Consider the following 23650-nt stretch of genomic DNA (forward strand, 5'->3'; position numbering starts at 1 on the left):
GCTATACTAGAGGTAGGATCTCAGACAGGAGAATTGTATGTATAAACTCATGATTGTAGAAGACGAATACCTTGTTCGACAAGGGATTTCATCCTTGCTTGATTTTGAAAAATTGGGGATGGAAGTTTTAGCAGAAGCAGAAAACGGTGTGGAGGCTTGGGAATTTTTCCAAAAAGAGCAGGCAGATATTCTACTAACCGACATCAATATGCCTCAGATGAACGGGATTCGCCTCGCACAGTTAGTTAGAGAGCAGTATCCAGAGACGCATATTGTGTTTTTGACCGGCTATGATGATTTTGACTATGCCCTCTCAGCTGTTAAATTGGGGGCAGATGACTATCTTCTCAAACCTTTTTCCAAGACAGATGTGGAGGAGATGCTCGTCAAAGTAAAGATGAAGCTAGATAAGGAAGAAAAGCGGCAACAAATCAGTGATTTGGTCGAGCAGAGTGAAACATCCAGTCTCGCCCAGCTCATCCAAGAACGACTAGCTGATCAGGATTTATCACTCAAGTCTTTAGCACAGGACTTGGGATTTAGCTCCTCGCATCTCAGTGTGGTTTTGAAAAAAGAACTGGGCCTGCCCTTTCAGGACTATCTCATTCAGGAGCGGATGAAACGGGCTAAGTTACTGCTATTGACAACAGATTTAAAGATTTATGAAATAGCGGAGCAAGTCGGCTTTGAAGATATGAATTATTTTTCGCAGCGCTTCAAGCAGATTGTGGGTGTGACACCTCGTCAATTTAAAAAAGGAGAGCAGAGATGAAGCGGTTTTCTCTTTTTGTTCAGTTAGTGGTTTATGTGGCTGTTACCATGTTATTGCTGCTTGGTATTGTCGGTGCTGGTTACTATCATACGAGTTCGGATGTGATTCGAGAAACGACTGAGCAGAGTACACAACATACCATTTCCCAAAGCGGTCAATTTGTCCAGTCTTATTTAGAAAAATTAAAAGAAACGACCAGTAGTTTGGCAAACCATGAACTAGTCAAGACTTACGCAGGAGATGCAACTGTAGAAAATGAGAGAGCGTTAAGAAAACTATTGGGCACGATTTTATCAACAGATCGTGATTTGGTATCTGCCGTTCTCGTCACTAAATCAGGCCACCTAGTATCAACAGATGAAGCAGTTAGTATGAAAACCTCCAGTGACATGATGAAAGAAGCTTGGTACCAAGCCGCTATTCATGAACATGCCATGCCGGTTGTCACTCCTGCACGCCAAAATCTTTCTGAAGCCAATGAGAAATGGGTGGTGTCTGTCACCCAAGAAGTGGTGGATAGCAAGGGAGACAATCTAGCGGTTGTCCGTCTTGATATTGCTTATGATACTTTGACGGCTTATCTCGATAGCTTACAGCTCGGAGAAAAAGGCTTTACCTTTATTGTCAATAGCAATCATGAATTTGTCTATCATCCAAAGAAGAGTGTCTATTCATCTAGTGAGGAGATGAAAGCCCTAGAACCCTATATCCAAGAAAAGAATGGCTATGTTGACCAGGATAGTTCCTACGTTTATCAGTACCAGATCCCCCAGAGTGATTGGGTCATGATTGGGGTTTCTTCTATGGAAAATCTTCACCAACTGCAAGGTCAAGTGTTGACATCTTTTGTAGGAACGGGGCTGGTTGCCTTGGGAATTTGTCTTTTAGGAATTTGGTTCATTTTACGGCATTGGATTAAGCCTTTGCGGGCTTTACAGGAAACGATTTTGGCCATTGGAAATGGAAATGCCAGTTTACGAGCCAATGAGCAAGGGGCACCAGAATTGGTTGATTTGGCTCATCAATTTAACCGCATGCTGGATCAGATTGACAAATTGATGCTGGCAGTCAAAGAAGAAGAGCAAAATGTCCGCAAATACGAGCTACAAGCTCTTTCTAGTCAAATCAATCCTCATTTTCTGTACAATACCTTAGATACGATTGTCTGGATGGCGGAGTTTAATAATAGTGAGAAAGTGGTTGAGGTAACCAAATCGCTCGCCAAGTATTTCCGTTTGGCGTTAAATCAAGGCAATGAACAGATTGCCTTAAAAGATGAGATTGACCATGTACGCCAGTATCTTTTTATCCAAAAACAGCGCTACGGGGACAAACTGACCTATGAAATAGAAGAAGATACGCGCTTTGATGATTTCCAATTACCCAAGTTGGTCTTGCAGCCCTTGGTGGAAAATGCCATTTACCATGGGATTAAAGAAATCAAGGGACAGGGCTTGGTGCGCGTGTTCGTTGAAGAAAGAGAAGACTTTCTTGTCGTGTCTATCTATGATAATGGTCGTGGTTTTATTGCGCATGATACGACCGAAAATCTTCTTGTAAAACTCGGTGGTGTTGGCTTAAAAAATGTGGACCAACGCTTGCGTCTGCAGTTTGGACAAGGCTATCACATGGAAATTGATTCGAAATCAGATAGCCATACGAGAATCTCTCTTTTCTTTCCTAAAAAGTAGTCCATTTGAGCAGATTAGTTGAAGATAATGAGATGTTATGTTATTATATTGACTATAAAGAAAAAGGAGGACAGGGATATGTCAGAAGAAAAATTATCAGCAAAATTGGACCAAGTAACTGGTGGCTTGAAAGAAGCAGCTGGAAAATTGGTTGGCGATAAAAAAACAGAAGTAGAAGGCCTTGTAGAAAAAACAGCTGGTAAAGCAAAAGAATTGGCTGATGAAGCAACAGATAAGGCAAAAGAACTTGCCGATGAGGCAAAAGGTGCTGTTGAAGGCGCTGTAGAAGGTCTTAAAAACGTTTTTGGTAAATAATGCTTTTGTAATGCTTACCCCCATACCCCGCAAGGGGTATTTTTTTATAGGAACAGCCTATTAAAAAATGTTGTGAATTTCTGAGCATAATTATTGTAATCGGTATCAACTGTATAGTATAATGTAACTTGTAAAAAAATATTTTTTAGGAAAGTGAGATTTACTTATGTCTAAAATCGTTGTTGTTGGTGCAAACCACGCTGGTACAGCTTGTATCAAAACTATGTTAACAAACTATGGTGCAGATAACGAAATTGTTGTATTTGACCAAAATTCAAATATTTCTTTCCTCGGTTGTGGAATGGCACTATGGATTGGTGAGCAAATCTCTGGCCCAGAAGGCTTATTCTATTCTGACAAAGAGCAATTGGAAAGCCTTGGTGCAAAAGTATACATGAACTCACCAGTTGAGTCTGTAGATTATGACAAAAAAGAAGTACATGTTCTTTTAGAAGATGGTAGCAAACATGTTGAAAGCTACGACAAATTGATTTTTGCAACTGGTTCACAACCAATCTTGCCACCAATCAAAGGTGCTGAAATCAAAGAAGGTTCACGTGAATTTGAAGCAACTCTTAAAAATCTTCAATTTGTTAAGTTGTACCAAAACTCAGCAGATGTGATTGAGAAATTGAAAGATGAAGACATCAAACGTGTAGCAGTTGTTGGTGCAGGTTATATTGGTGTTGAACTTGCAGAAGCCTTTGAACGCAAAGGGAAAGAAGTTATCTTGATTGACGTTGTGGACACTTGCTTGGCAGGTTACTACGACCGTGATTTGACAGATATGATGAGCAAGAACCTTGAAGACCACGGTATCCAATTGGCATTTGGTCAAACTGTACAAGCAATTGAAGGTGACGGCAAAGTAGAACGTATCGTAACAGATAAAGAAACATTTGATGTGGATATGGTCATCTTGGCTGTTGGTTTCCGTCCAAATACTGGTCTTGGCGATGGTAAGATTGAACTCTTCCGCAATGGTGCCTTCCTTGTAAACAAAAAACAAGAAACGAGCTTGAAAGATGTTTATGCAATCGGTGACTGTGCAACTGTCTATGACAACTCAATCGGTGATACAAACTACATCGCTCTTGCAACAAACGCTGTTCGCTCAGGTATCGTAGCAGCCCACAACGCATGTGGAACTGAATTGGAATCAATCGGTGTACAAGGTTCAAATGGTATTGCAATCTATGACCTTAAGATGGTTTCAACTGGTTTGACACTTGAAAAAGCACAACGCTTCGGTTATAATGCAGCTGTTACTGAATTTACAGATAACCAAAAACCAGAATTTATCGAACATGACAACTTCCCAGTAACCCTTAAAATCGTTTATGATAAGGATACACGTGTTGTTCTTGGAGCGCAAATGGCTTCGAAAGAAGACATGTCAATGGGTATCCACATGTTCTCATTAGCTATCCAAGAAAAAGTAACAATCGAACGCTTAGCGCTTCTTGATATCTTCTTCTTGCCACACTTCAACAAGCCATACAACTACATCACAATGGCAGCCTTGGGTGCAGAATAAGGAAATGTATGCGAAAAGACTGGACAAATCGTTCAGTCTTTTTCATTTGCCTGATTTTTGATATAATAAAGAAATTGGAAGTCTTGAAAATCAATGCGACAGTGCTTGCTTGGTTTCTGATGAGGGTAAGAGATAAGGAGAGAAGATGAATCCGTTACTAAATGGAATGAATGATAGACAATCGGAGGCAGTTCAAACGACAGAAGGACCTTTGTTGATTATGGCAGGAGCAGGTTCTGGTAAGACACGGGTCTTGACGCACCGGATTGCCTATTTGATTGATGAAAAATTAGTCAATCCTTGGAATATTTTGGCGATTACCTTTACCAATAAGGCAGCTCGGGAGATGAAAGAGAGGGCTTTTGCGCTCAATCCTGCAACGCAAGATTGCTTGATTGCGACCTTCCACTCCATGTGTGTACGGATTTTACGCCGAGATGCTGATCACATTGGCTACAATCGCAACTTTACCATTGTCGACCCGGGTGAGCAGCGGACCTTGATGAAGCGGATTTTGAAAAATCTTAATTTAGATCCGAAAAAATGGAGTGAACGCTCCATTCTAGGTACAATTTCGAATGCCAAAAATGATTTGATTGATGAAGTAGCCTATGAAAGTCAGGCAGGTGATCTGTATACGCAGATAGTTGCTAAATGTTACACGGCCTATCAGAAAGAATTGCGTATGAGTGAGGCAGTTGATTTTGATGATTTAATCATGCTGACCCTGCGTTTATTTGATCAACATCCAGATGTACTAACCTATTATCAGCAAAAATTCCAGTATATCCATGTCGATGAGTATCAAGATACCAACCATGCCCAATACCAATTGGTCAAGCTCCTTGCTTCTCGTTTTAAAAATATCTGTGTTGTAGGAGATGCAGACCAGTCTATCTATGGCTGGCGTGGGGCGGATATGCAGAATATCCTTGATTTTGAAAAAGATTATCCAGAGAGTAAGGTCGTTTTATTAGAAGAAAATTATCGCTCGACTAAGACAGTCTTGCAAGCGGCTAATGATGTGATCCAAAACAATCGCAACCGTCGTCCGAAAAATCTCTGGACACAAAATGACGAAGGCGAGCAGATTACCTACTACCGAGCACGAGATGAGCAGGATGAGGCGCTTTATGTTGCTACTCAGATAGATGAAGTGGTACGAGCTGGTCGAAAATATCGGGATGTTGCAGTCTTGTACCGTACCAATGCCCAATCTCGTACCATTGAAGAAGCTCTTTTAAAAGCTACTATTCCCTATACCATGGTCGGTGGAACCAAGTTCTACAGCCGTAAGGAAATTCGTGATGTCATTGCCTACTTGAATGTCATTGCAAATCCTGCGGATAATCTGTCGTTTGAGCGGATTGTCAATGAGCCAAAACGTGGAGTGGGACCTGGTACGGTGGATAAACTTCGTGATTTTGCCCAAATGCAGGAGCTATCGTTACTGGAAGCAAGCCAACAGATTATGCTGTCTGGTATTAGGGGCAAGGCTGCGCAAGCTATCTTTGACTTATCCCACTTACTCTATCAGTTGCGAGACCAGTTAGATGAGCTGTCGATTACGGATCTGGTAGAAGCTGTTTTGCAAAAGACGGGCTATATGGAAGCCCTCACTGTGCAAGCAACATTAGAAGCTAATGCTCGAATAGAGAACTTGCAGGAATTTCTTTCTGTGACCAAGCATTTTGATGAGGAATCGGAGATGGAAGGTGAGTCAGGTCTGGATACCTTGAGCCGCTTCCTCAATGATCTAGCCCTGATTGCAGATACGGATGACGGAGACCGAGAGAGTTCAGAAGTGACCTTGATGACCCTACATGCGGCAAAGGGCTTGGAATTTCCGGTAGTATTTTTGATTGGAATGGAAGAAAATGTCTTCCCGCTCAGTCGGGCTGCTGAAGATGAGGATGAATTAGAAGAAGAACGCCGTTTGGCCTATGTGGGAATTACGCGGGCAGAAAAGCAGCTTTATTTAACAAATGCAAATTCACGCCTGCTCTTTGGTCGCAGTAGCTACAACCAGCCTAGTCGCTTTATTAGAGAAATATCGAGTAATTTGTTGGATTACCAAGGCTTAGCAAGACCTGCCAATACTGCTTTTAAGGCGTCCTACGTCAATGGTCAGATGAGCAAATTTGGTCAAGGTATGAGTTTACAGCAGGCCATTCAATCGCGCAAGTCTCAGATTCAGCCACGCAGTTTGGGAGAAGAGTTGCCTTTTGGAAAATCCAGCTCCTCTGCGCAAACAGACTGGGCAGTAGGCGACATTGCGGTTCACCGCAAATGGGGACGAGGAACGGTTCTTGAAGTGACTGGTAGCGGAGCGAGTCAAGAATTGAAAATCAATTTCCCAGACTTGGGGCTGAAAAAAGTCTTAGCCAGTCTCGCACCAATTGAGAAAGCAGACTAATCCTTATTACTAAGCGAACTCGAAGAGTGTTCAATCCAATTACAAAGTCGTAGTCCTACCGTTGCACCATACGCATTGAAAAACACTTAGAAATCATAGTTTCTAGGTGTTTTTTAGCTGAACAAGGAAATGTTAAAGGGACTAGAAGAACAGTGAGGTCATTTTACATGAGAGTCAGCCATCCTAGAAGCCTAGTCAGCCATTTTTGTATGAAAGTCAGCTAGCCTAGGATTCAAATGAGTCATTTTACATGAGAGTCAGCTAGCCTAGGATTCAAATGAGTCATTTTACATGAAAGTCAGCTAGCCTAGGATTCAATTGAGTCATTTTACATGAGAGTCAGCTAGCCTAGGATTCAAATGAGTCAATTTTACATGAGAGTCAGCTAGCCTAGGATTCAAATGAGTCAATTTTTCATGAAATCCAGTCAGCCTAAAAGTCTAGTGAGTCATTTTTTATGAGAGTTAGCCAGCCTAGGATTTAAGTGAGCAATTTTTTTATGAAGGACAGCCATCCTAGAAGCCAAATGAGTCATTTTTCATGAGAGTTAACTAGCCTAGGATTTAAGTGAGCAATTTTTTTATGAAGGACAACCATCCTAGAAGCCAAATGAGTCATTTTTGCATGAAAGTCAGCTAGCCTAGAAACTAATTGAGCTAATTTTTTGTGAGTTATAGCCATCCTAGAAGCCAAATGAGTCATTTTACATGAGATTCAGTTAGCCTAGAAACTAATTGAGCTAATTTTTTGTGAGGTTACAGCCATCCTAGAAGCCAAATGAGTCATTTTTGCATGAAAGTCAGCTAGCCTAGGATTCAATTGAGTCAATTTTTCATGAAAGTCAGCTAGCCTAGGATTCAAATGAGTCAATTTTTCATGAAAGTCAGCTAGCCTAGGATTCAAATGAGTCAATTTTTCATGAAATTCAGTCAGCCTAAAAGTTTAGTGAGTCATTTTTCATGAGAGTTAGCCAGCCTAGAAATTTAGTGCTCGATTTTTCGTGAACGACAGGCTAAAACTGAAGCGAGCCAAATGAGTTTTTTGCATCTATGCTATTTAAGAGAGGAGCAAAAGATTATCGTTGCTTTTGATAGAGTACCTCTATAAAAAAACTGCCTAGAACTTATGGTGTCTAGGCGGTTTTATCGAGTATTAGCAATTACACCCTAGAAAGAGGAATGATAGGATAATGTAGAGCACGCACCCTAGAAGGGCGAGGTAGCCAAGGAGAAAAATTGTTTTGACTGTTTTTGATAAAATCAAGGTATTGAATCGCTTGATAAAGGTAATCCCAAGTAGGATATAGGCGACCACAATGATCATCAAAAACAGATGAAAATAGAGCAAGATAGACATAGTGGCTCTTTTCTGGTCAGTTGATTTGTCACGTAATCGCCTTCTACCATCAGTTTATCACTTTTTTTAGCATGTCAACTAATGAAGTAACAGGGTATCTTTGTTTGACTTTTGGTATAATAGAGAAAGAGACTGATAGAATAGGAGAAATCAGATAGCCTATGAAATTATACTACGCAGATATTCGCTATCCTTTGACCACTTTTTTAGCCAAAACGGCAAGGGATTATACACAGGAAGGCAAGCGTGTTTTTTATATTGCCCCCAATTCGCTATCTTTTGAAAAAGAGAGAGCTGTCCTTGCTAGTTTAGAGGAAAAAGGTTCCTTTGACATGATGGTCACACGCTTTGAGCAGTTGGCGCGCTATTTTTCTCTGGAACAGACAGAAGAAAAGCAAGCACTAGATGATACTGGCTTGATTATGCTCTTCTTTCGGATTTTATCGCAAATGGACGAGGCAGATTTCAAGGTCTATGGAAAGGTGAAGCAAGACATTCCCTTTATTCAGCAACTAGCGGACTTGTATAAGGAAATGCAGCGTTCCAATCTGACAATTGGGGATTTAATCAACCTAGATTCTCCAGACAAAGAGGCAGATTTGGTCATGATTTTGACAGCCTTTGAAGAGGTCATGGTACGAGAAGGCTTTCACATTGCGGGTAAGATGGCTTCGTTTCGTCAGGCTGTTGAATCAGGCCAGCTCAATCAGGAATTAGCAGCTGTCGTCCTAATTGTGGACGGTTTTACCCGTTTTTCGGCTGAGGAAGAAGCGCTGATTGCCGCTCTGCATAGTCGGGTAGCAGACATAGTGATTGCCACCTATGCCAGTCAAAAAGCCTATCAATCTCCTTATATTGAGGGAAATGTTTATCAGGTAGGGGTGGAATTTCTCCGTCATCTAGCTCAGACTTTTCAAGCTAAGCCTTGCTATTTAGAAGCTCAAACAGCTGGAGATGTTTTTGCTAGCATTTCAAAAGCAATCGAAGGTCATTATGATTTTTCTGGAGGTCAGTTAGAAGGGGGAGTTAGCGACCAATCAGCTATCCAGCTCTGGCATGTCACCAATCAAAAAGAAGAAGTCCGTCAGCTGGCACTTAATATTCGTCAGTTACTCCACCAAGGTGAACGGTATAAGGATATAGTTGTGCTCTTAGGAGATGTGGATAGTTATGGTTTACAGTTAGGAAAAATCTTTGACCAGTACGATATTCCCTATTATCTAGGACGAGCTGAAGAGATGAGCCATCATCCCTTGATTCATTTCATCGAATCTTTGGAGCGTTTAAAGCGTTATCGTTTCCGGACAGAAGATATGCTCAATCTCTTAAAATCAGGTCTCTACCAGCAGTGGTCCCAAGACAAATTAGATCTCTTTGAGCAGTATCTCTTATTTGCAGATGTGAAGGGACAGGCTCAATTTGAGCGAGCTTTTACTGCTACAAATGGCAATTGGTATGACCTAAAAACGCTTAATCAGATCCGTGAGAAAATCATGGAACCCTTAGCCGTCTTTTTCAAGGCTCGTGCTCAATCAGGAAAGAGTCTACTTGCTAAGTTCAGCACCTTTTGCGAGGCAATTGCCTTACCAACCAATATGGAGGCCTTATCAGCACACTTGGGAGAGTCAGAGCAGGAAAAAGATGAGCAAGTCTGGAATCGCTTTAGCCATCTCTTAGAGAATATGCATCAGATTTTTTCAGATGAGCAGCTGACAGTAGCTGATTTTCTAGCGATTTTGCGTGCTGGAATGCTGGCAAGTACCTATCGAACAGTTCCTGCAACTGTTGATGTGGTTCGGGTCAAATCCTATGATCTGATTGAGCCGCATACAGCCAAGTATGTCTTTGCTTTGGGGCTTACCCAATCCAACTTTCCAAAGCTCGGCAAGAATACGAGTTTGGTGACAGATGCAGAACGTGTGCGGATTAACGAAGCAGCGGGTCCCTTTGCGCGATTTGATGTGGTCAGTCAGGAGCATACCAAGAAGAATCATTTTGCCATGATTTCTCTGCTCAATGCTGCAAGTAAGCAGTTGGTGTTATCTGCTTCACAAGTAACAAATGAGACTGATGATGATTTATCACCTTACCTGAAACTCCTACAGCAGTTTGGAATCAAAAAAGAAGAAAAAGGAAAAGAAACAGGTTTTCAACGGTCTGACTTGGCTCATTACAAGAGCTTGCTAGCTCGAGTGATTGAGGCCAATCGCCTGCCCTTTGAGGTCGAATGGACAAAGACAGAAGAAACCTTCTGGTTGGTAGCGATTCGCTATCTACGTAAGAAATTAGAACAAGAGAGAATTGTCATTCCAGCCATTACAGGTGATGTAGAGTCAAGTCCTTTGGCGACTGAGACACTCGCTGTTCTTTATCCTACAGACCAACCACTTGTCTTATCGGCTTCTAGCTTGACGGATTTTTATCAGAATGAGTACCTCTATTTTATCAAGCATGTTTTGCACTTGAGAGAACGTGACAGTATTCATCCAGATGCACGAAGTCACGGGAATTTTCTTCACCGTATTTTTGAAAAAGTCACGGCAAATCAGAGCGATCAATCCTTTGATGAAAAATTACAAGAGGCCATGGCAGAAACGCGTAAAGAGCCAGCTTTTGAAGCACTCTATCAATTTAATACAGAAAGTCGTTTCTCTGAGACGGTTTTGCTTGATATTGCGCGTGCAACCTCTCTTGTTTTACAAGCAGATCCGATTACGCAAGTTGTGGCCAATGAAGCTGTTTTCGGTCGAGAGCAAGAGCCATTTTTAACCTTGCCGAATGGACGACCGCTGCAAGTTGTGGGGAAAATGGATCGTCTGGATCAATTGACGTCAGATCAGGCCTTTGGGGTAGTGGATTACAAATCAAGTGAAAATCAGTTTAAGATTGACCGTTTTTACAATGGCTTGAGTCCACAGCTGATGACCTACATCGCAGCGGTTCAGCAATTACCAGCATTTAGCCAGTCAGAGAAGATTTTTGGGGCCATGTATCTGCATATGCTAGACCCAATTGTGGCCTTGACGGACATGAAATCAGATGACCAAGTGCTTGAAAAAACCTACAAATCCTTGATTTACAAGGGACTCTTTATCGAAGAAGAAAGCAATCGTCTCAATCAATTCTATGCAAAATCTAAGTCCTCACTCTTCACACAAGAAGAGTTAGGAACCATGCTGAGCCATAATCAGGTCTTATATAGAGGAGCAGCAGAGCGGATTTTAGCAGGACAGTTTGCAGTGAACCCCTATACTGAAGATGGACGCTCTATCGCAGGCAACCAATTAAATGCCATTACTAGTTTTGAAGCAGATCGCCATTTCCCATTAGCCCGCAAATTGATAAGAGGTGGCAAGAAAGAAGAATGGTTGGAGAGAATGAAGAAAGGAGTAGCAGATGAGCTTTGAACGATTTTTAAGCCCCTTAGAGATTGAGGAAGTCCAAAGGGAAGAGGTGCAATCGGATAAGCCACAAAAACGGACACCTGAGCAAATTGAAGCCATTTATACCAACGGTCAAAATGTCTTAGTATCTGCCTCAGCTGGCTCAGGAAAGACCTTCGTCATGGTGGAGCGGATTTTGGATAAGCTGAAGCGGGGAATTCGGATTGACCAACTCTTTATCTCTACCTTTACAGTTAAGGCAGCAGGCGAGTTAAAAGAACGGATTGAACGGAAGTTGACACAGGCTATCCTAGATAGTCAGGATGAAGAACAAAAACGCCACCTGTCTGAACAGTTGACAAATCTTCCGCATGCCGCGATTGGGACCATGGATGCCTTTACCCAGCAGCTGGTGACAACCTATGGCTATCTCTTAGGACTTGCTCCGACGTTTCGTATCTTACAGGATCAAAATGAGCAAGATTTACTCAAGCAAGAAGTATTTGCAGACCTGTTTGCAGACTATATGACAGGAAAAGACCAGGCGGTCTTTCAGCAGTTGGTGCGGAATTTTTCAGGTCATCGCAAGGATAGCAAGGCCTTTCGAGATGTAGTTGAGCAGATTCACACCTTTAGTCAGTCAACCAGCAATCCCCGTGTTTGGTTAGAAGAAACCTTCTTAAAAGGTCATGAGGAATTGACGAGCCTTGAAAGCATGCCTTTTTCGATTTTTGAGGGCTTGTTAGACAGCATGGAGCGGGTAGCCAATGAGTTACAGGATGTGACGGATTTACCAGATTACAAAAAAGCGACCAAGACAGGAAAACCAACAGCGACTTACAGCAAACATTCCGCCATCATCACGCAACTAAGAGAGTTGGTGGAAAAGCACGATAGCAGTCGGAAAATGGAGCAACTACCAAAGTTAGTTGCGCAATTGGTAACCATCTTGCCTGCTGGTGACGACGTAACGGTGGCTGGTGAAAAATATCTAGTCTTTAAGGACTTGCAGGAACGCTTGACCAATCTAAAACATGTGAAGACGGTTCTTGACTACCAACCTCACATACTGCCATTATTGACGCTACTGAGAGAATTTGTCCTTGATTTTTCTGACCAATACCTTCAGCGAAAGATACAGGAAAATAGCTATGAATTTACGGATATTAGCCATTTTGCCATTCAAATTTTGGCAGATTATCCAGAGATTCGGCAACTCTATCAGTCAACCTATCACGAGGTTATGGTCGATGAGTATCAGGACAATAACCATATTCAAGAGCGGATGTTGGACTTGCTATCAAATGGTCATAACCGCTTTATGGTGGGCGATATCAAGCAGTCTATCTACCGCTTTCGTCAGGCAGACCCACAGATTTTCCAAACGAAGTTTGAACTGTATCAGACGGATCCAAGAGCTGGCAAATTGATTCTCCTTAAAGAAAATTTCCGTAGTCAGTCTGAGGTGTTAGATGCAACGAATGCGATTTTTACACGCTTAATGGACAGGGAAGTGGGGCAAATTACCTATGATGAAACCCATACCTTGGTTGCAGGAAGTGACAATCAAAAAATCCCTCATCCAGCAAATCAAATGGCATACCTCATTTACAACACAGATGTCGCTGAGGAATTGGAACAAGAGGGTATTAGTGCTGGTGAAGTGGAGCTAGTGGTTAAGGAAATTATTCGCCTGCATAATGAGGAACAGGTCGCTTTTTCTGATATTGCCTTACTAGTGTCTTCTCGGACACGAAATGATGCTATTTTACGTAGTTTTGAGCAACATGGGATTCCCTTGGTATCTGACGGAGGTGAGGCGCACTATCTCAAATCCTTGGAAGTGATGGTCATGTTGGATACCTTGCGGACAATTAACAATCCCCTCAATGACTATCCCTTACTTGCTCTTTTGAAATCTCCTATGTTTCGTTTAACAGAAGATGAGTTGACACGGATTGCCTTACAGGCGGAATCAGCGTATTTCTATCAGAAATTTCAACTAGCCTTGACAGATGGTGGAGCGCATCCTGAATTGATTTCCCTTCCTTTCAAGCAGAAGTTGGAACACATTCAAGCCTATCTATCTAACTGGAGAAGCTATGCGAAAACCCATTCCATTTATGATTTGATTTGGAAGATTTTTAACGAGAAGTTTTACTATGATTATGTCGGTGCCCTGCCAAATGGAGAAAAGCGCCAAGCCAATCTTTATGCGCTGGGATTACGAGCCAATCAATTTGAAAAAACAGGCTTTAAGGGGCTGGCTCGTTTTATCACGATGATTGACAAGCTCATTGCTAGTAATTATGATTTAGCAGATGTCGAAGTAACCAAGCCCCAAGATGCCGTTCAGCTGATGACCATTCATAAGAGCAAGGGTTTGGAATTTCCCTATGTCTTTCTATTGAACATGGATAAGAACTTTAGCCGTCAAGAAAGCAAGAATCCGATTATTCTGAGCAGGGAAAATGGAATTGGAGCTCAATACCTAGCAGATATGGGGGATAAGTTTGAGACACCGCTACCTCATGTGCGTGTCCGGATCAATACGCTCCCTTATCAATTCAATAAGGAAGAATTGAAACGCTTGAGCCTGTCTGAACAGATGCGCTTGCTCTATGTGGCAATGACACGGGCTGAGAAGAAACTGTACTTGGTCGGAAAAGGAAGTCAGGAAAAATTGGCGAACAAGTACGATGGAAAATCCCGTTTCGGTGTACTTGCCCAGTCTACACGAGAGACAATGACCAATTTTCAGGATTGGATTTTAGCTATTGAAGAGGCCTTTAAGGGACAGGATTTGCATTTTACAAAGACCTTTGTTGGAGCTGAAGACCTGACTCCAGAAAAAATCGGTCAATTAAAGGTAACCTCCTCTTTACCAAGGGATACGGTCAGAGATAACCGTCAGTCAGAAGAGATTGTCGCTGCACTAAAACAATTAGAAGCTGTTGAAGAACTCAATCAACGCTATCAAGCTGCGATTGACTTGCCCAGTGTGCGGACGCCGAGCCAGATTAAAAAACTCTACGAGCCAGTCTTAGCAGATGATGGACTCGCTATCATGGAAAAATTTGTTCCCAAGCGGACATTTCGCTTACCAGACTTTGGTCGTCAACAGGTAACAGGGGCACAGATTGGCTCTGCTGTCCATGAGTTGATGCAGCGCTTGCCACTGGTCAATCCTATGACAGTTGAACTTGTAGAAGAGACCCTTGCAAAGATTCATGCCACAGAAGCTGTTAAGGCAAGAATTGATGTAGCGAAGATTAGGGCATTCTTTGAGACTCCGCTAGGACAAGAAATAGTGACACAGAAGGAATTGGTTCGCCGAGAACAGCCATTTGCTGTTTTGCAAACCGATGCGTCTGCCAATGAAGACTATGTATTACGTGGAATCATAGACGGATTTATCCATTATGGAGATTATATCGTGCTGTTTGACTATAAAACGGACCATTATCAGCAACCCAGTCAGTTGGCAGAGCGGTATCGTAGCCAAATGCAACTCTATGCTGATGCTCTCAAGCAGGCTTACCGAGTAGAGAGGGTTGAAAAATACTTGATTCTACTGGGTGGGGAGAAGATTGAAGTAGTTCATTTACCATAAAAAAGAAGAGGAGTAGGACTCAATCGTAATTGCACAGCAATCGATAGTCCTCCCTCTTTTATTGATTACCTTGAGCAGGAATTATTTTATACTCGTCAAAAATCAAAGTCTGACGTCGTTAACTCACCTTGCTGAACTTCAGTTCTAGCTACGATTTCGTTGCCTAGTCAGATTTTGATTTTTATAGAGTATTACTTCTATGATTGAGGCTGTTTCCATTGTGAATGATGAAGGGTTTTGTCTTTCTTTTTTATGCCCAAAATCTATGGTATAATAAGGCGAGAATAAGGAAGTACAACGGTATATGAAAGAAAGACAGATTGATATTGAGCATTACAAACAATTAGCCCAGCAAAAGCAGGGGGAGCACCGTAAATTTTTAGCTACTTTAAAGAAAAAAGCGCCCAAGGATTTAGATAAGATTGTGCAGCAGGTGCATCAAGAGGTTTTTGAGGAGATTGATTGTACAGCCTGTGCCAACTGTTGCAAGCATTTGGGTCCTCTTTTTACTGAGGCAGATATTACTCGCATTGCCAAGCATTTTCGGATGAAACTGCCTGTCTTTGAAGACCTCTATCTCAAGGTAGATGAGGACGGTGATAAGGTTTTTCAAGCCATGCCTTGTCCATTTTTAGGGGAGGATAATCTGTGCAGTATTTACGATGTTCGCCCCAAAGCCTGTCGTGAATTTCCCCACACGGACCGTAAGAAAATTTACCAAATCAACCATTTGACCATTAAAAATACCCTTACCTGCCCCGCAGCCTACCTCTTTGTAGAGAAGTTGAGAGAGCGATTGTGAGAGGAAAGGTTCTGTTCTTTAAAGTCAGATGAAACTGTTAATGAATCAAAGCTAGAGAAACTCTAAAGGAGTAGTAGTGATGGCAAAGTATATCTTATATACAGATGGTTCTTTTCACCATGAAAATCATAAAAAAACAGTTTCGGCTTATATTGTATTGGATGAGGATGGAAATCTAGTGTGTAAAGGTAGGAGTTTCGTAAATCCTCAAAAAATAGGTATGCAGTCTTCTACAATGGCTGAATTGAGAGCTGTTATTATCGGCCTGAAAGCTATTCGAAAGCTGGATAATGACCACCTTATCTCTGTGAATGTTCTAACAGACTATCAAGGATTGCCAGTGTTTCATAAATACTTGCGTAGATATAAGAAAAATAGGCATGTGAAAGAAATCTTCAAACAAAGGTTAAAACAAGCGGTGTGGCGCTGGTATTATTCAAATTTGATGCATACGATGAAATGCTATGAGTCTATGCAGAAAGAATTACAGGTGACTGTTTCTTGGGTTAAGGCACATAGTGGAAATGCTTGGAACAACGAGGTAGATCAGTTAGCAAAACGCTCGATTGGAAAACGTTAGTCAGCTGGTGATTTTCTAGGCCTAGTGGATGATAAAAGAGTTTGGATTTGAGCTGCTGTGTATCCTTTATACAAAAACATGTATGATGATATTGCTGACAACCTGTCTGACAAATATCATAACAAATTACTAACTCAAAAGAAGGTCGTACTTGTATTGTAATAGATACAAGTATTTTTTGATACCTATACTGTTATGGTACAAGGTTAAGCATCAGTTGTATGAAATAAAACGGCATACTAAAAACACCGCGCCTTTACTACTGAAGATGCGGTGTTTTGACGAAAATGAATAAGAGCAACATCAGATAGGGGATCCTATTGCTTAGTACATCACTACGTAGTGAAATAATCTAGTAGTAACTCAAAAGAAGGTCTCTTTATCAAGTTTGCTTGTGCCTTTTCAGAATTAATAAAATCAAGAATTTTGTCATAAATATCTTGAATGTTTTCTGAATCCTCTGGTTTTATTGCAAAAAGAAATACAAATTTTATATTTTTTGAATCCCATGTAATGCCCTTCGGTGCAATAACGGGAAAGATATTACTGGTAATAACACTATCGCCAAGGGGATGAGGAATTGCAATTGTATCTCCTATAATGGTAGAAGAAATTTTTTCACGTTCATAAATCTCAGACAGAAAGTGTGTGGTAACCAAGTGTTGTTCTAGTAAAATGTGATGTAATTGTTCTAGAACTTCCTCTTTGGAACTTTTCGTTTTGAGATGTAAAAAACGTTCTTTTGCAAATAGGGTAGTAGGTTGCGTAGATTTACTAATAATTAGCACCTTATCTTCTATTTGTTGCATTGCAGTTTCCAAATCATTAATATCAATAAATAATATATTTTTATGTAATTGTTTAATTGGTACAGTTGATACTACTATATCAAACGAAGAAGGATCTTGCTCATTTTGAAAATTCATATAAGAAAACTTATATATTTTTGTAAAAGTATTAGGAAATTTACGTTTGATTTTGGACTCAATAATGGAGCTAAATGTTTTTCCACTTCCGCAGATGATAGCGAGTGAGAGTAATTTCTGAGTTTTCTCAGCATACCGTTCCATAGCATTAGCTAGATGGAGGGCAATATATGAAATTTCATCTTCTGAAAAATGAACCTTGTATTTCTTTATGATGACCTGGCTACAGTTTATTGCTAACTCAAAGGCATAGGGGAAATTATTCTTGATTGTTTTCAGGATTGGATTAGACCGCTGTCCTGAGATGGTTTGAATATTGAGGAATAACTTGATGTGTTCAAGAAGGTTATTCTGTAGTTGATTGTCTAGATACCAATCTGAGTTAGTGAGCTCTTTTAGTGTTTGAGAAATAAGTGAAACAATGTTCTTGGCTAAGAATTGATTTTCATCAGTAGATTGATTATCAATGAGATGGGGAAAATTTTCAGCAACAGAAAATTCAATATATTGTTGTTCTTCAGAAGATATCTTCAAAGAAAAGAGCTGTTCAATATGATGGATAAACTCCCGAATAATGAGTTGTGTGTCCCTATTGAGCTGAATATGTTGATGAAATTCAATAATGCTATGACCGTATTTTATACGACTAATGGATAACAGTAATCTTGTAAATAAATTTCGATAAAAGTAATCTGAACTTGATTGGATGAATTGACTAAAAAATTGTTGAAAGACAGTAGAAAATACATCATAGTCTATATTCATGCAAATATCTCGTTCAATCTGCGAGGTACCAATGATATATTCTGAGATATTTTCTTTCAAAATGAGGTTAATAATGGCAGTTCTCTTGTCTTGTTCTAATCCAGTAAGTATGTATCCTAGATTACTTTTATTAACAATTTTTAGGTGATAAGGACTGATGGACTGTTTTAATGATCGAAAGTCATTATATAAAGTATTTTGACTGACGAATAGTATGGATTGGAGATAATCTTGACTAATATAATCTTCAGAGGTTAAAAAGATACGGATGAGGTACCGTAGCCTAGAGTCAGATGTTGTGAAGAGAAAAGTACCGCTATCTTGATTTTTCCAAAATGATTCAAATGCCTCTTTGTCAGTATATTCAATAATATACCCCTCCTTTCGGATTAATGTGATAGTAGCGCCTTGTTCAACTATGTAATCATTGATCATATGGATGTCTGAGCGGATTGTTCTATCAGAGACATTACAATAGGAGCTGAGTTCATCAATAGGAATTGGTTTATTTTTTTCTATTAATAAGTTCAATATATTGTCGAGTCTTTGAAAGTCAAAAATAGGCATGCGTCTCTCCTTGAATTTGATACTATTTCTATTTTAGCATAAAATAGGAAGTTAAAATTTTATCGTTTTTCCAAAAAGAGATTGAAAAATCTAAAGTATATTTTTTAGATTTTCCGAAAGAAAGTTGGAAAATGGTATTAGTGACAGTGGTAGTCATTCGTGTTATCATGAAAATGTAAACGAAAGGAAGAGTAAATATGGAATTTAATCGAGACAATATTTTTATCAATGTAAATGTAAAAGACAAGATTGAATTATTTAACTATATTGCAAACTCCGCCAAAGAAGAAGAAATCATAGATGAAGCTTCATGGCTGGTAGAAGCATTTATAGAAAGAGAAAATGAAGTCTCAACAGGTTTGCAGGATTCTTTTGCGATTCCACATGCCAAGTCGAACTTTATAAAAAGGCCAGCTATTTTCTTTTTGAAATTACAGCAACCAATTGCATGGGAAACATTTGATGATCAAGCCGTTTCAAATGTTTTTGCTTTGCTAGTACCTAGTCAGTTTGAAGGAACAACGCACTTAGAAATGATTAGTAGGATTGCGACTTCTCTTCTTGAAGAAGACTTTGTAAATCGTGTCAAAAACTCATCTAATATTGATGAGCTTCAAAAAATTATCTCAAAAGTAATGGAAGGAGAACAATGAGATGAAGATAGTAGGAATTACATCCTGTCCTGCAGGACTAGCGCACACTCCAATGGCAGCAAAGGCTCTTGAAAAAGCTGGACCTAAGCTAGGGTACGAAGTCAGAATTGAGCAACAAGGTTCAATGGGGCAAGTTAATCAATTGACAGCACAAGAAATTGCAGCCGCAGATTTTGTCTTACTTGCCACGGATCAAAAAATTGTAGGACAAGAACGTTTTGAAGGGAAAAAGCAAATCCGAGTTAATATTGCTACTTGTATAAAGGCTCCGGAAGCTGTCCTGACGAAATGTGTTGATGCTATTAAAAAATCAAAATGATAAAGAAGGAGTATAGAGATGAAAAAATTTTTAAACACTGCCAAAGGTCATTTAATGACTGGTATTAGTTATGCTCTCCCAATGATTATTGGAGCTTCATTAGTCGTTGCAATTCCTAAAATGATTGCATTGGCTATGGGAATTACAAGTCTAGATCCATTTGCTGAGACCGCAGGGATTGAACATTATTTGTATCAAATTGAACAGGTTGGTTGGACTGGTATCGGTCTGATTAATACGGTACTTGCAGGTTTTATTGCTTACTCAATCGCAGATAAACCAGCACTCGGTGCAGGATTGATTGGAGGAGCAATTGCTTCGAAAACGAACGCAGGTTTTCTAGGAGCTATGATTGCAGGTTTTGTTGCAGGATATGTCGTAGCTTGGTGTAAGAATAATGTTAGAGTTTCAGAAAAATATACTGGAATGCTACCGTTAATTGTATTTCCACTATTTGCTACCATGTCTGTAGCTCTTGTAATGGGAGTTATTTTAGCAGGGCCATTGGGGGCTATCAATACCGGATTGGTCGAGTGGATCAAAAATATGATTGAAAATGATGTCAATAAAGTGGTACTTGCATTGATTATGGGAGCCATGATTGGTTCCGATTTAGGTGGACCAATTAATAAAGCATCTTGGCTAGCAGGTAATGTATTACTTGCAGAAGGAATTTATCTACCAGCCATCATTGTCAATGTAGCAATTTGTGCGGTACCGATGGGATATGCACTAGCTTCTCTTTTCCATAAAACTAAAATGAGTTCAGAGTTATTGGATGCCAGTCGGAATAATTATGTGATGGGCTTCATTGGAATTACAGAAGGAGCAATTCCGTTTACAATGGTGAGTCCTTTGAAATTAGTGCCAATTAATATGATTGGAGGAGCGATAGCATCTGCAATAGGAATCGTGTTAGGGATGTACGACAAGATGCCTCCTGTTGGTGGAGTCTACGGTTTCTTCACAGTTGGAAATGGATGGGCTTACCTAGTAGGATTATTTGCTGGTGCAACATTTATTGGATTTGTAGCACCAATCTTAGTAAACTTCAAAGAAACAGCTTCAACAGAAGATATCAGCACGGATGATATTGAAATTAGTTTTGAATAATTCATTGCTGTACGAATTGATCGATTTGTGAGTCAAATTTATAAAAATATAAGTATTGAGGAGTTGGGTATAATTGCTCAACTCCTTTTATAAGAAAGGATAATCAGATGATAAAAACAGTTCACGTTGTACCTCATTCACATTGGGATAGAGAATGGTATTTTACTACAAGTCGTTCAAAAATTTATCTCATGCATAATTTGAAGAAAATCATTGATTTGTTGCAAGAAAATAGTGGTTTTGAGGTTTATACGCTCGACGGGCAACTCTCCTTATTGGATGATTATTTGGCGTGGCGTCCAGAAGATCGTACCATAATAGAGCAATTGGTAAAGGAAAAGAAATTAATCATTGGTCCTTGGTATACTCAAACGGATCAAATGGTTATATCAGGAGAAAGTATTGTACGGAATATGCTGTATGGTATGAATATGTCGAAAAAGTTTGGACCATATATGAACCTTGGATATGTGCCTGATTCTTTTGGTCAATCTGCAGCAATGCCGCAAATTTATAAGGAATTTGGTATTGAGGACACATTATTTTGGCGTGGTGTTAGTGATGATGATGTAAAGCAATCAGAATTTAGATGGCGTGGTGAGGATGGTTCAGTTGTCAATGCTTATCAGATACCAGCAGGTTATTACATTGGGGGAGATATTCCAGAAGATGAAGAAAGACTAAAAAACTATCTCCATAAAGATCCTTATAAAACAATCTGGTCAAGAAGCAGTACGAACCAAGTGCTTTTTCCAAATGGATTTGATCAGGCACCAGCACGCGAAAATATTTCTGAATTAGTTGATCGAATGAAGACAATTTATGAAGGTGAATTCGAATTTAAATTATCCACATATGTAGATTATATTGAATCAGTAAAAGAACAACACCCAGAACTTGAAGAAATAGCTGGTGAACTTTTGAATGGAAAATTGATGAGAATACATAAATCAATCTTTTCATCACGCTCTGACTTGAAAAAGTTAAATACCCAAGTACAAAACTATCTAGTGAATGTTTTAGAGCCACTATTATCGTTGTCACAATCTCTAGGTTTTGACTATCCAGTTGAAGTAGTGAAAGAAATCTGGAAGCTGATGTTTGAAAATGCAGCTCATGATTCAATTGGATCATGTGTCTCAGATACGACAAATGAAGATGTTTATCTTCGCTATAAACAGGCTCGTGATTTAGCAGAAAATTTGGCAGAATTAAAAATGCGTGAGATAGTCATGCATCTAAATACGAACCAAGAAATTACAGCCACTGTATTTAATGTTTCTGGTCGCCCTAAAAGTGGTGTGGTAGAGGCTGAATTTTATGTTCCTCAACTTGATTTTGCAATCAAAGACGAAGAAGGCAATCAGTATTACTATACCATTACTTCTGCAGAAGATCAGACAAATTATATTCTTGGACAGGGAAATGTACTAGACTCGACGAAAGAAGTCTATCGCCCTCAACAAGTATATAAAGTAGCTATTGCCATTCAATTTGAGAATCTTCCAGCATTCGGCTATAAGAATTTTTATCTTGATTTGGAAGCAAATACTCATAGAGTTCAGAGCATTTCAACGAAACAATCTATTGAAAATGAATTTTATATCATAACGGTCAATGAGAATCATACCTTGGATATCCTTGATAAAGTAACGGGTCGTTTATACAAAAATCAAGCTGTTCTTGAAGAAAATGGAGATGATGGAGATTCATTTAACTATTCTCCACCGAGAAAAGATTTGATTGTTCGTTCATCTGAATTTGTTCCAAAAGTTGAAGTTACCACTTCTGAAATTCTGAGCGAACTTTCCTTATCCTATTTATTTAAAGTCCCTCAAAATTTAGAAAAAAGAGCAAAGGGTGTCTGTGATACTGATTTACCGATAGTACTGAAAGTGTCATTGAAGGCAGATTCTCCGATGATTGAGTATGTCCTTCAAGTTGATAATCGCTTTGTGGACAGTCATCGTGTATGTATTCGATTCAATAGTGAGATTGCTTCTCAATTTTCGAAAGCAGATCATCAGTTTGGCAGTATTCGACGTCCTGTTGTTCGAGATGAGATGGCACTATGGCAATTAGAACCTGAAAAATGGAATGAAGTTCCTATTGCGATTGAGACATGTCAGTCATTTGTTACATTGGACAATAGTGAACGAGGAGTAGCAGTTATTCCTAAAGGAGTCCGCGAGTATGAAATAGTAGGAGAACGTTATGATACTATTCGCTTGACTCTATTTAGAACCTATGGGTTTATGGGACGTGAGAATTTAGTTTATCGTCCTGGTCGTGCTTCTGGTGAAACAGTTATCGCAACACCGGATGCTCAATGTCATAAGCATATGGAATTTGAATTTGCAGTGGTATATTATCAAGGAGATATGAATTCCTATGGCTTAGCTGCTAAGGTTAGTGATTATTTAAAAGTCCCCCAGGTTTATCAGTACTCAGATTATTTGAATACTCGTTTACGTTTTACGCAATTTCCTGTGAAGAAGTATTTAGCAGTTGAGCATTCTTTGTTTCAGTTAAAAGGTACGGCACTTTTGAGTGTTGTTAAAAAAGCAGAGGAAAGACCTGGCTATATTATCAGAGTTTATAATGGCGATTATAAACAGATGAGTCAGCTAGATATCGAGTTTGTTCAAAAACCTACGGTATTAGAAATTGTAAATTTAAAGGAGGATAAAAAGGAAGAGATTATTCTAACTGATACTACTCTAAGATTACCTGCTTTGGCACATAACAAATTCATCACACTATACGTTGAGTTTTAATCAATGAATAGTGTGATGCCCGAATTGGAAACACGTGAAGTATTAGCATGGGTGATGCTTTAATA

General features: G+C 39.7%; 14 protein-coding genes. 13 read left to right on the plus strand and 1 reads right to left on the minus strand.

Features of this window, described 5'->3' with window-relative positions; all coding sequences use genetic code 11:
- Positions 1–37 precede the first annotated feature (37 nt).
- The 9 genes from J5M87_RS03840 to J5M87_RS03880 all read left to right on the plus strand — a co-directional run bounded on the left by J5M87_RS03840 (position 38) and on the right by J5M87_RS03880 (position 16465).
- Positions 38–772, plus strand: coding sequence for a response regulator transcription factor (locus J5M87_RS03840; protein WP_154608964.1), 735 nt, complete (start codon positions 38–40; stop codon positions 770–772).
- Positions 769–2463, plus strand: coding sequence for a cache domain-containing sensor histidine kinase (locus J5M87_RS03845; protein ID WP_154608963.1), 1695 nt, complete (start codon positions 769–771; stop codon positions 2461–2463). Before J5M87_RS03840 ends, J5M87_RS03845 begins: the two co-directional genes overlap by 4 nt.
- A 78-nt stretch (positions 2464–2541) precedes the next feature.
- Positions 2542–2778 (plus strand): CsbD family protein, encoded by a 237-nt coding sequence (locus tag J5M87_RS03850; RefSeq protein ID WP_154608962.1) that lies wholly within the window; start codon positions 2542–2544, stop codon positions 2776–2778.
- A 166-nt stretch (positions 2779–2944) separates the two neighbouring features.
- Complete coding sequence (nox, locus tag J5M87_RS03855; RefSeq protein ID WP_154608961.1) at positions 2945–4315, plus strand: H2O-forming NADH oxidase; 1371 nt, start codon at positions 2945–2947, stop codon at positions 4313–4315.
- A gap of 145 nt (positions 4316–4460) precedes the next feature.
- Complete coding sequence (gene pcrA, locus J5M87_RS03860; protein ID WP_154608960.1) at positions 4461–6731, plus strand: DNA helicase PcrA; 2271 nt, start codon at positions 4461–4463, stop codon at positions 6729–6731.
- 1517 nt (positions 6732–8248) lie between these two features.
- The gene (gene rexB / locus J5M87_RS03865; protein WP_154608959.1) at positions 8249–11494 is read left to right on the plus strand and encodes an ATP-dependent nuclease subunit B; all 3246 of its coding nucleotides are present in this window, start codon (positions 8249–8251) and stop codon (positions 11492–11494) included.
- Positions 11484–15083: a helicase-exonuclease AddAB subunit AddA gene (gene addA, locus J5M87_RS03870; protein WP_154608958.1), complete on the plus strand. Its 3600-nt coding sequence runs from the start codon at positions 11484–11486 to the stop codon at positions 15081–15083. The genes rexB and addA overlap by 11 nt, the downstream gene beginning before the upstream one ends.
- Before the next feature lie 304 nt (positions 15084–15387).
- Positions 15388–15885: a YkgJ family cysteine cluster protein gene (locus J5M87_RS03875; RefSeq protein ID WP_154608957.1), complete on the plus strand. Its 498-nt coding sequence runs from the start codon at positions 15388–15390 to the stop codon at positions 15883–15885.
- 79 nt (positions 15886–15964) lie between these two features.
- Positions 15965–16465 (plus strand): ribonuclease HI, encoded by a 501-nt coding sequence (locus J5M87_RS03880; protein WP_154608956.1) that lies wholly within the window; start codon positions 15965–15967, stop codon positions 16463–16465.
- A 335-nt stretch (positions 16466–16800) separates the two neighbouring features.
- Here the strand turns inward: J5M87_RS03880 and J5M87_RS03885 are convergent, their stop codons facing one another.
- Positions 16801–18723, minus strand: a complete 1923-nt coding sequence (locus J5M87_RS03885; protein WP_154608955.1) for a BglG family transcription antiterminator — start codon at positions 18721–18723, stop codon at positions 16801–16803.
- A gap of 197 nt (positions 18724–18920) precedes the next feature.
- Between J5M87_RS03885 and J5M87_RS03890 the strand changes: the two genes are divergently transcribed.
- From J5M87_RS03890 to mngB, 4 genes are all read left to right on the plus strand, one after another.
- Positions 18921–19376 carry a PTS sugar transporter subunit IIA gene (locus tag J5M87_RS03890; RefSeq protein ID WP_154608954.1) on the plus strand — a complete coding sequence of 152 codons (456 nt, stop codon included), beginning with the start codon at positions 18921–18923 and terminating at the stop codon, positions 19374–19376.
- Position 19377: 1 nt separating this feature from the next.
- Entirely contained in the window at positions 19378–19695 is a 318-nt protein-coding gene (locus J5M87_RS03895; protein ID WP_154608953.1) for a PTS fructose transporter subunit IIB, read from the plus strand.
- Between the two features lie 18 nt (positions 19696–19713).
- A complete protein-coding gene (locus J5M87_RS03900) occupies positions 19714–20808 on the plus strand; it encodes a PTS fructose transporter subunit IIC (RefSeq protein WP_154608952.1) in 1095 nt (364 codons plus the stop codon).
- A gap of 107 nt (positions 20809–20915) precedes the next feature.
- Positions 20916–23585: a mannosylglycerate hydrolase gene (gene mngB / locus J5M87_RS03905; protein ID WP_154608951.1), complete on the plus strand. Its 2670-nt coding sequence runs from the start codon at positions 20916–20918 to the stop codon at positions 23583–23585.
- Positions 23586–23650 lie beyond the last annotated feature (65 nt).

Source organism: Streptococcus sp. zg-86, assembly GCF_017639855.1.
Taxonomy (GTDB): Bacteria; Bacillota; Bacilli; order Lactobacillales; family Streptococcaceae; genus Streptococcus; species Streptococcus zhangguiae.

What these genes read in the sequence shown, in the direction of transcription:
- J5M87_RS03840 (WP_154608964.1), top strand. Translation starts at nt 38, where the DNA reads ATGTATAAACTCATGATTGTAGAAGACGAATACCTTGTTCGACAAGGG.
- J5M87_RS03845 (WP_154608963.1), top strand. Translation starts at nt 769, where the DNA reads ATGAAGCGGTTTTCTCTTTTTGTTCAGTTAGTGGTTTATGTGGCTGTT.
- J5M87_RS03850 (WP_154608962.1), top strand. Translation starts at nt 2,542, where the DNA reads ATGTCAGAAGAAAAATTATCAGCAAAATTGGACCAAGTAACTGGTGGC.
- nox (WP_154608961.1), top strand. Translation starts at nt 2,945, where the DNA reads ATGTCTAAAATCGTTGTTGTTGGTGCAAACCACGCTGGTACAGCTTGT.
- pcrA (WP_154608960.1), top strand. Translation starts at nt 4,461, where the DNA reads ATGAATCCGTTACTAAATGGAATGAATGATAGACAATCGGAGGCAGTT.
- rexB (WP_154608959.1), top strand. Translation starts at nt 8,249, where the DNA reads ATGAAATTATACTACGCAGATATTCGCTATCCTTTGACCACTTTTTTA.
- addA (WP_154608958.1), top strand. Translation starts at nt 11,484, where the DNA reads ATGAGCTTTGAACGATTTTTAAGCCCCTTAGAGATTGAGGAAGTCCAA.
- J5M87_RS03875 (WP_154608957.1), top strand. Translation starts at nt 15,388, where the DNA reads ATGAAAGAAAGACAGATTGATATTGAGCATTACAAACAATTAGCCCAG.
- J5M87_RS03880 (WP_154608956.1), top strand. Translation starts at nt 15,965, where the DNA reads ATGGCAAAGTATATCTTATATACAGATGGTTCTTTTCACCATGAAAAT.
- J5M87_RS03885 (WP_154608955.1), bottom strand. Translation starts at nt 18,723, where the DNA reads ATGCCTATTTTTGACTTTCAAAGACTCGACAATATATTGAACTTATTA.
- J5M87_RS03890 (WP_154608954.1), top strand. Translation starts at nt 18,921, where the DNA reads ATGGAATTTAATCGAGACAATATTTTTATCAATGTAAATGTAAAAGAC.
- J5M87_RS03895 (WP_154608953.1), top strand. Translation starts at nt 19,378, where the DNA reads ATGAAGATAGTAGGAATTACATCCTGTCCTGCAGGACTAGCGCACACT.
- J5M87_RS03900 (WP_154608952.1), top strand. Translation starts at nt 19,714, where the DNA reads ATGAAAAAATTTTTAAACACTGCCAAAGGTCATTTAATGACTGGTATT.
- mngB (WP_154608951.1), top strand. Translation starts at nt 20,916, where the DNA reads ATGATAAAAACAGTTCACGTTGTACCTCATTCACATTGGGATAGAGAA.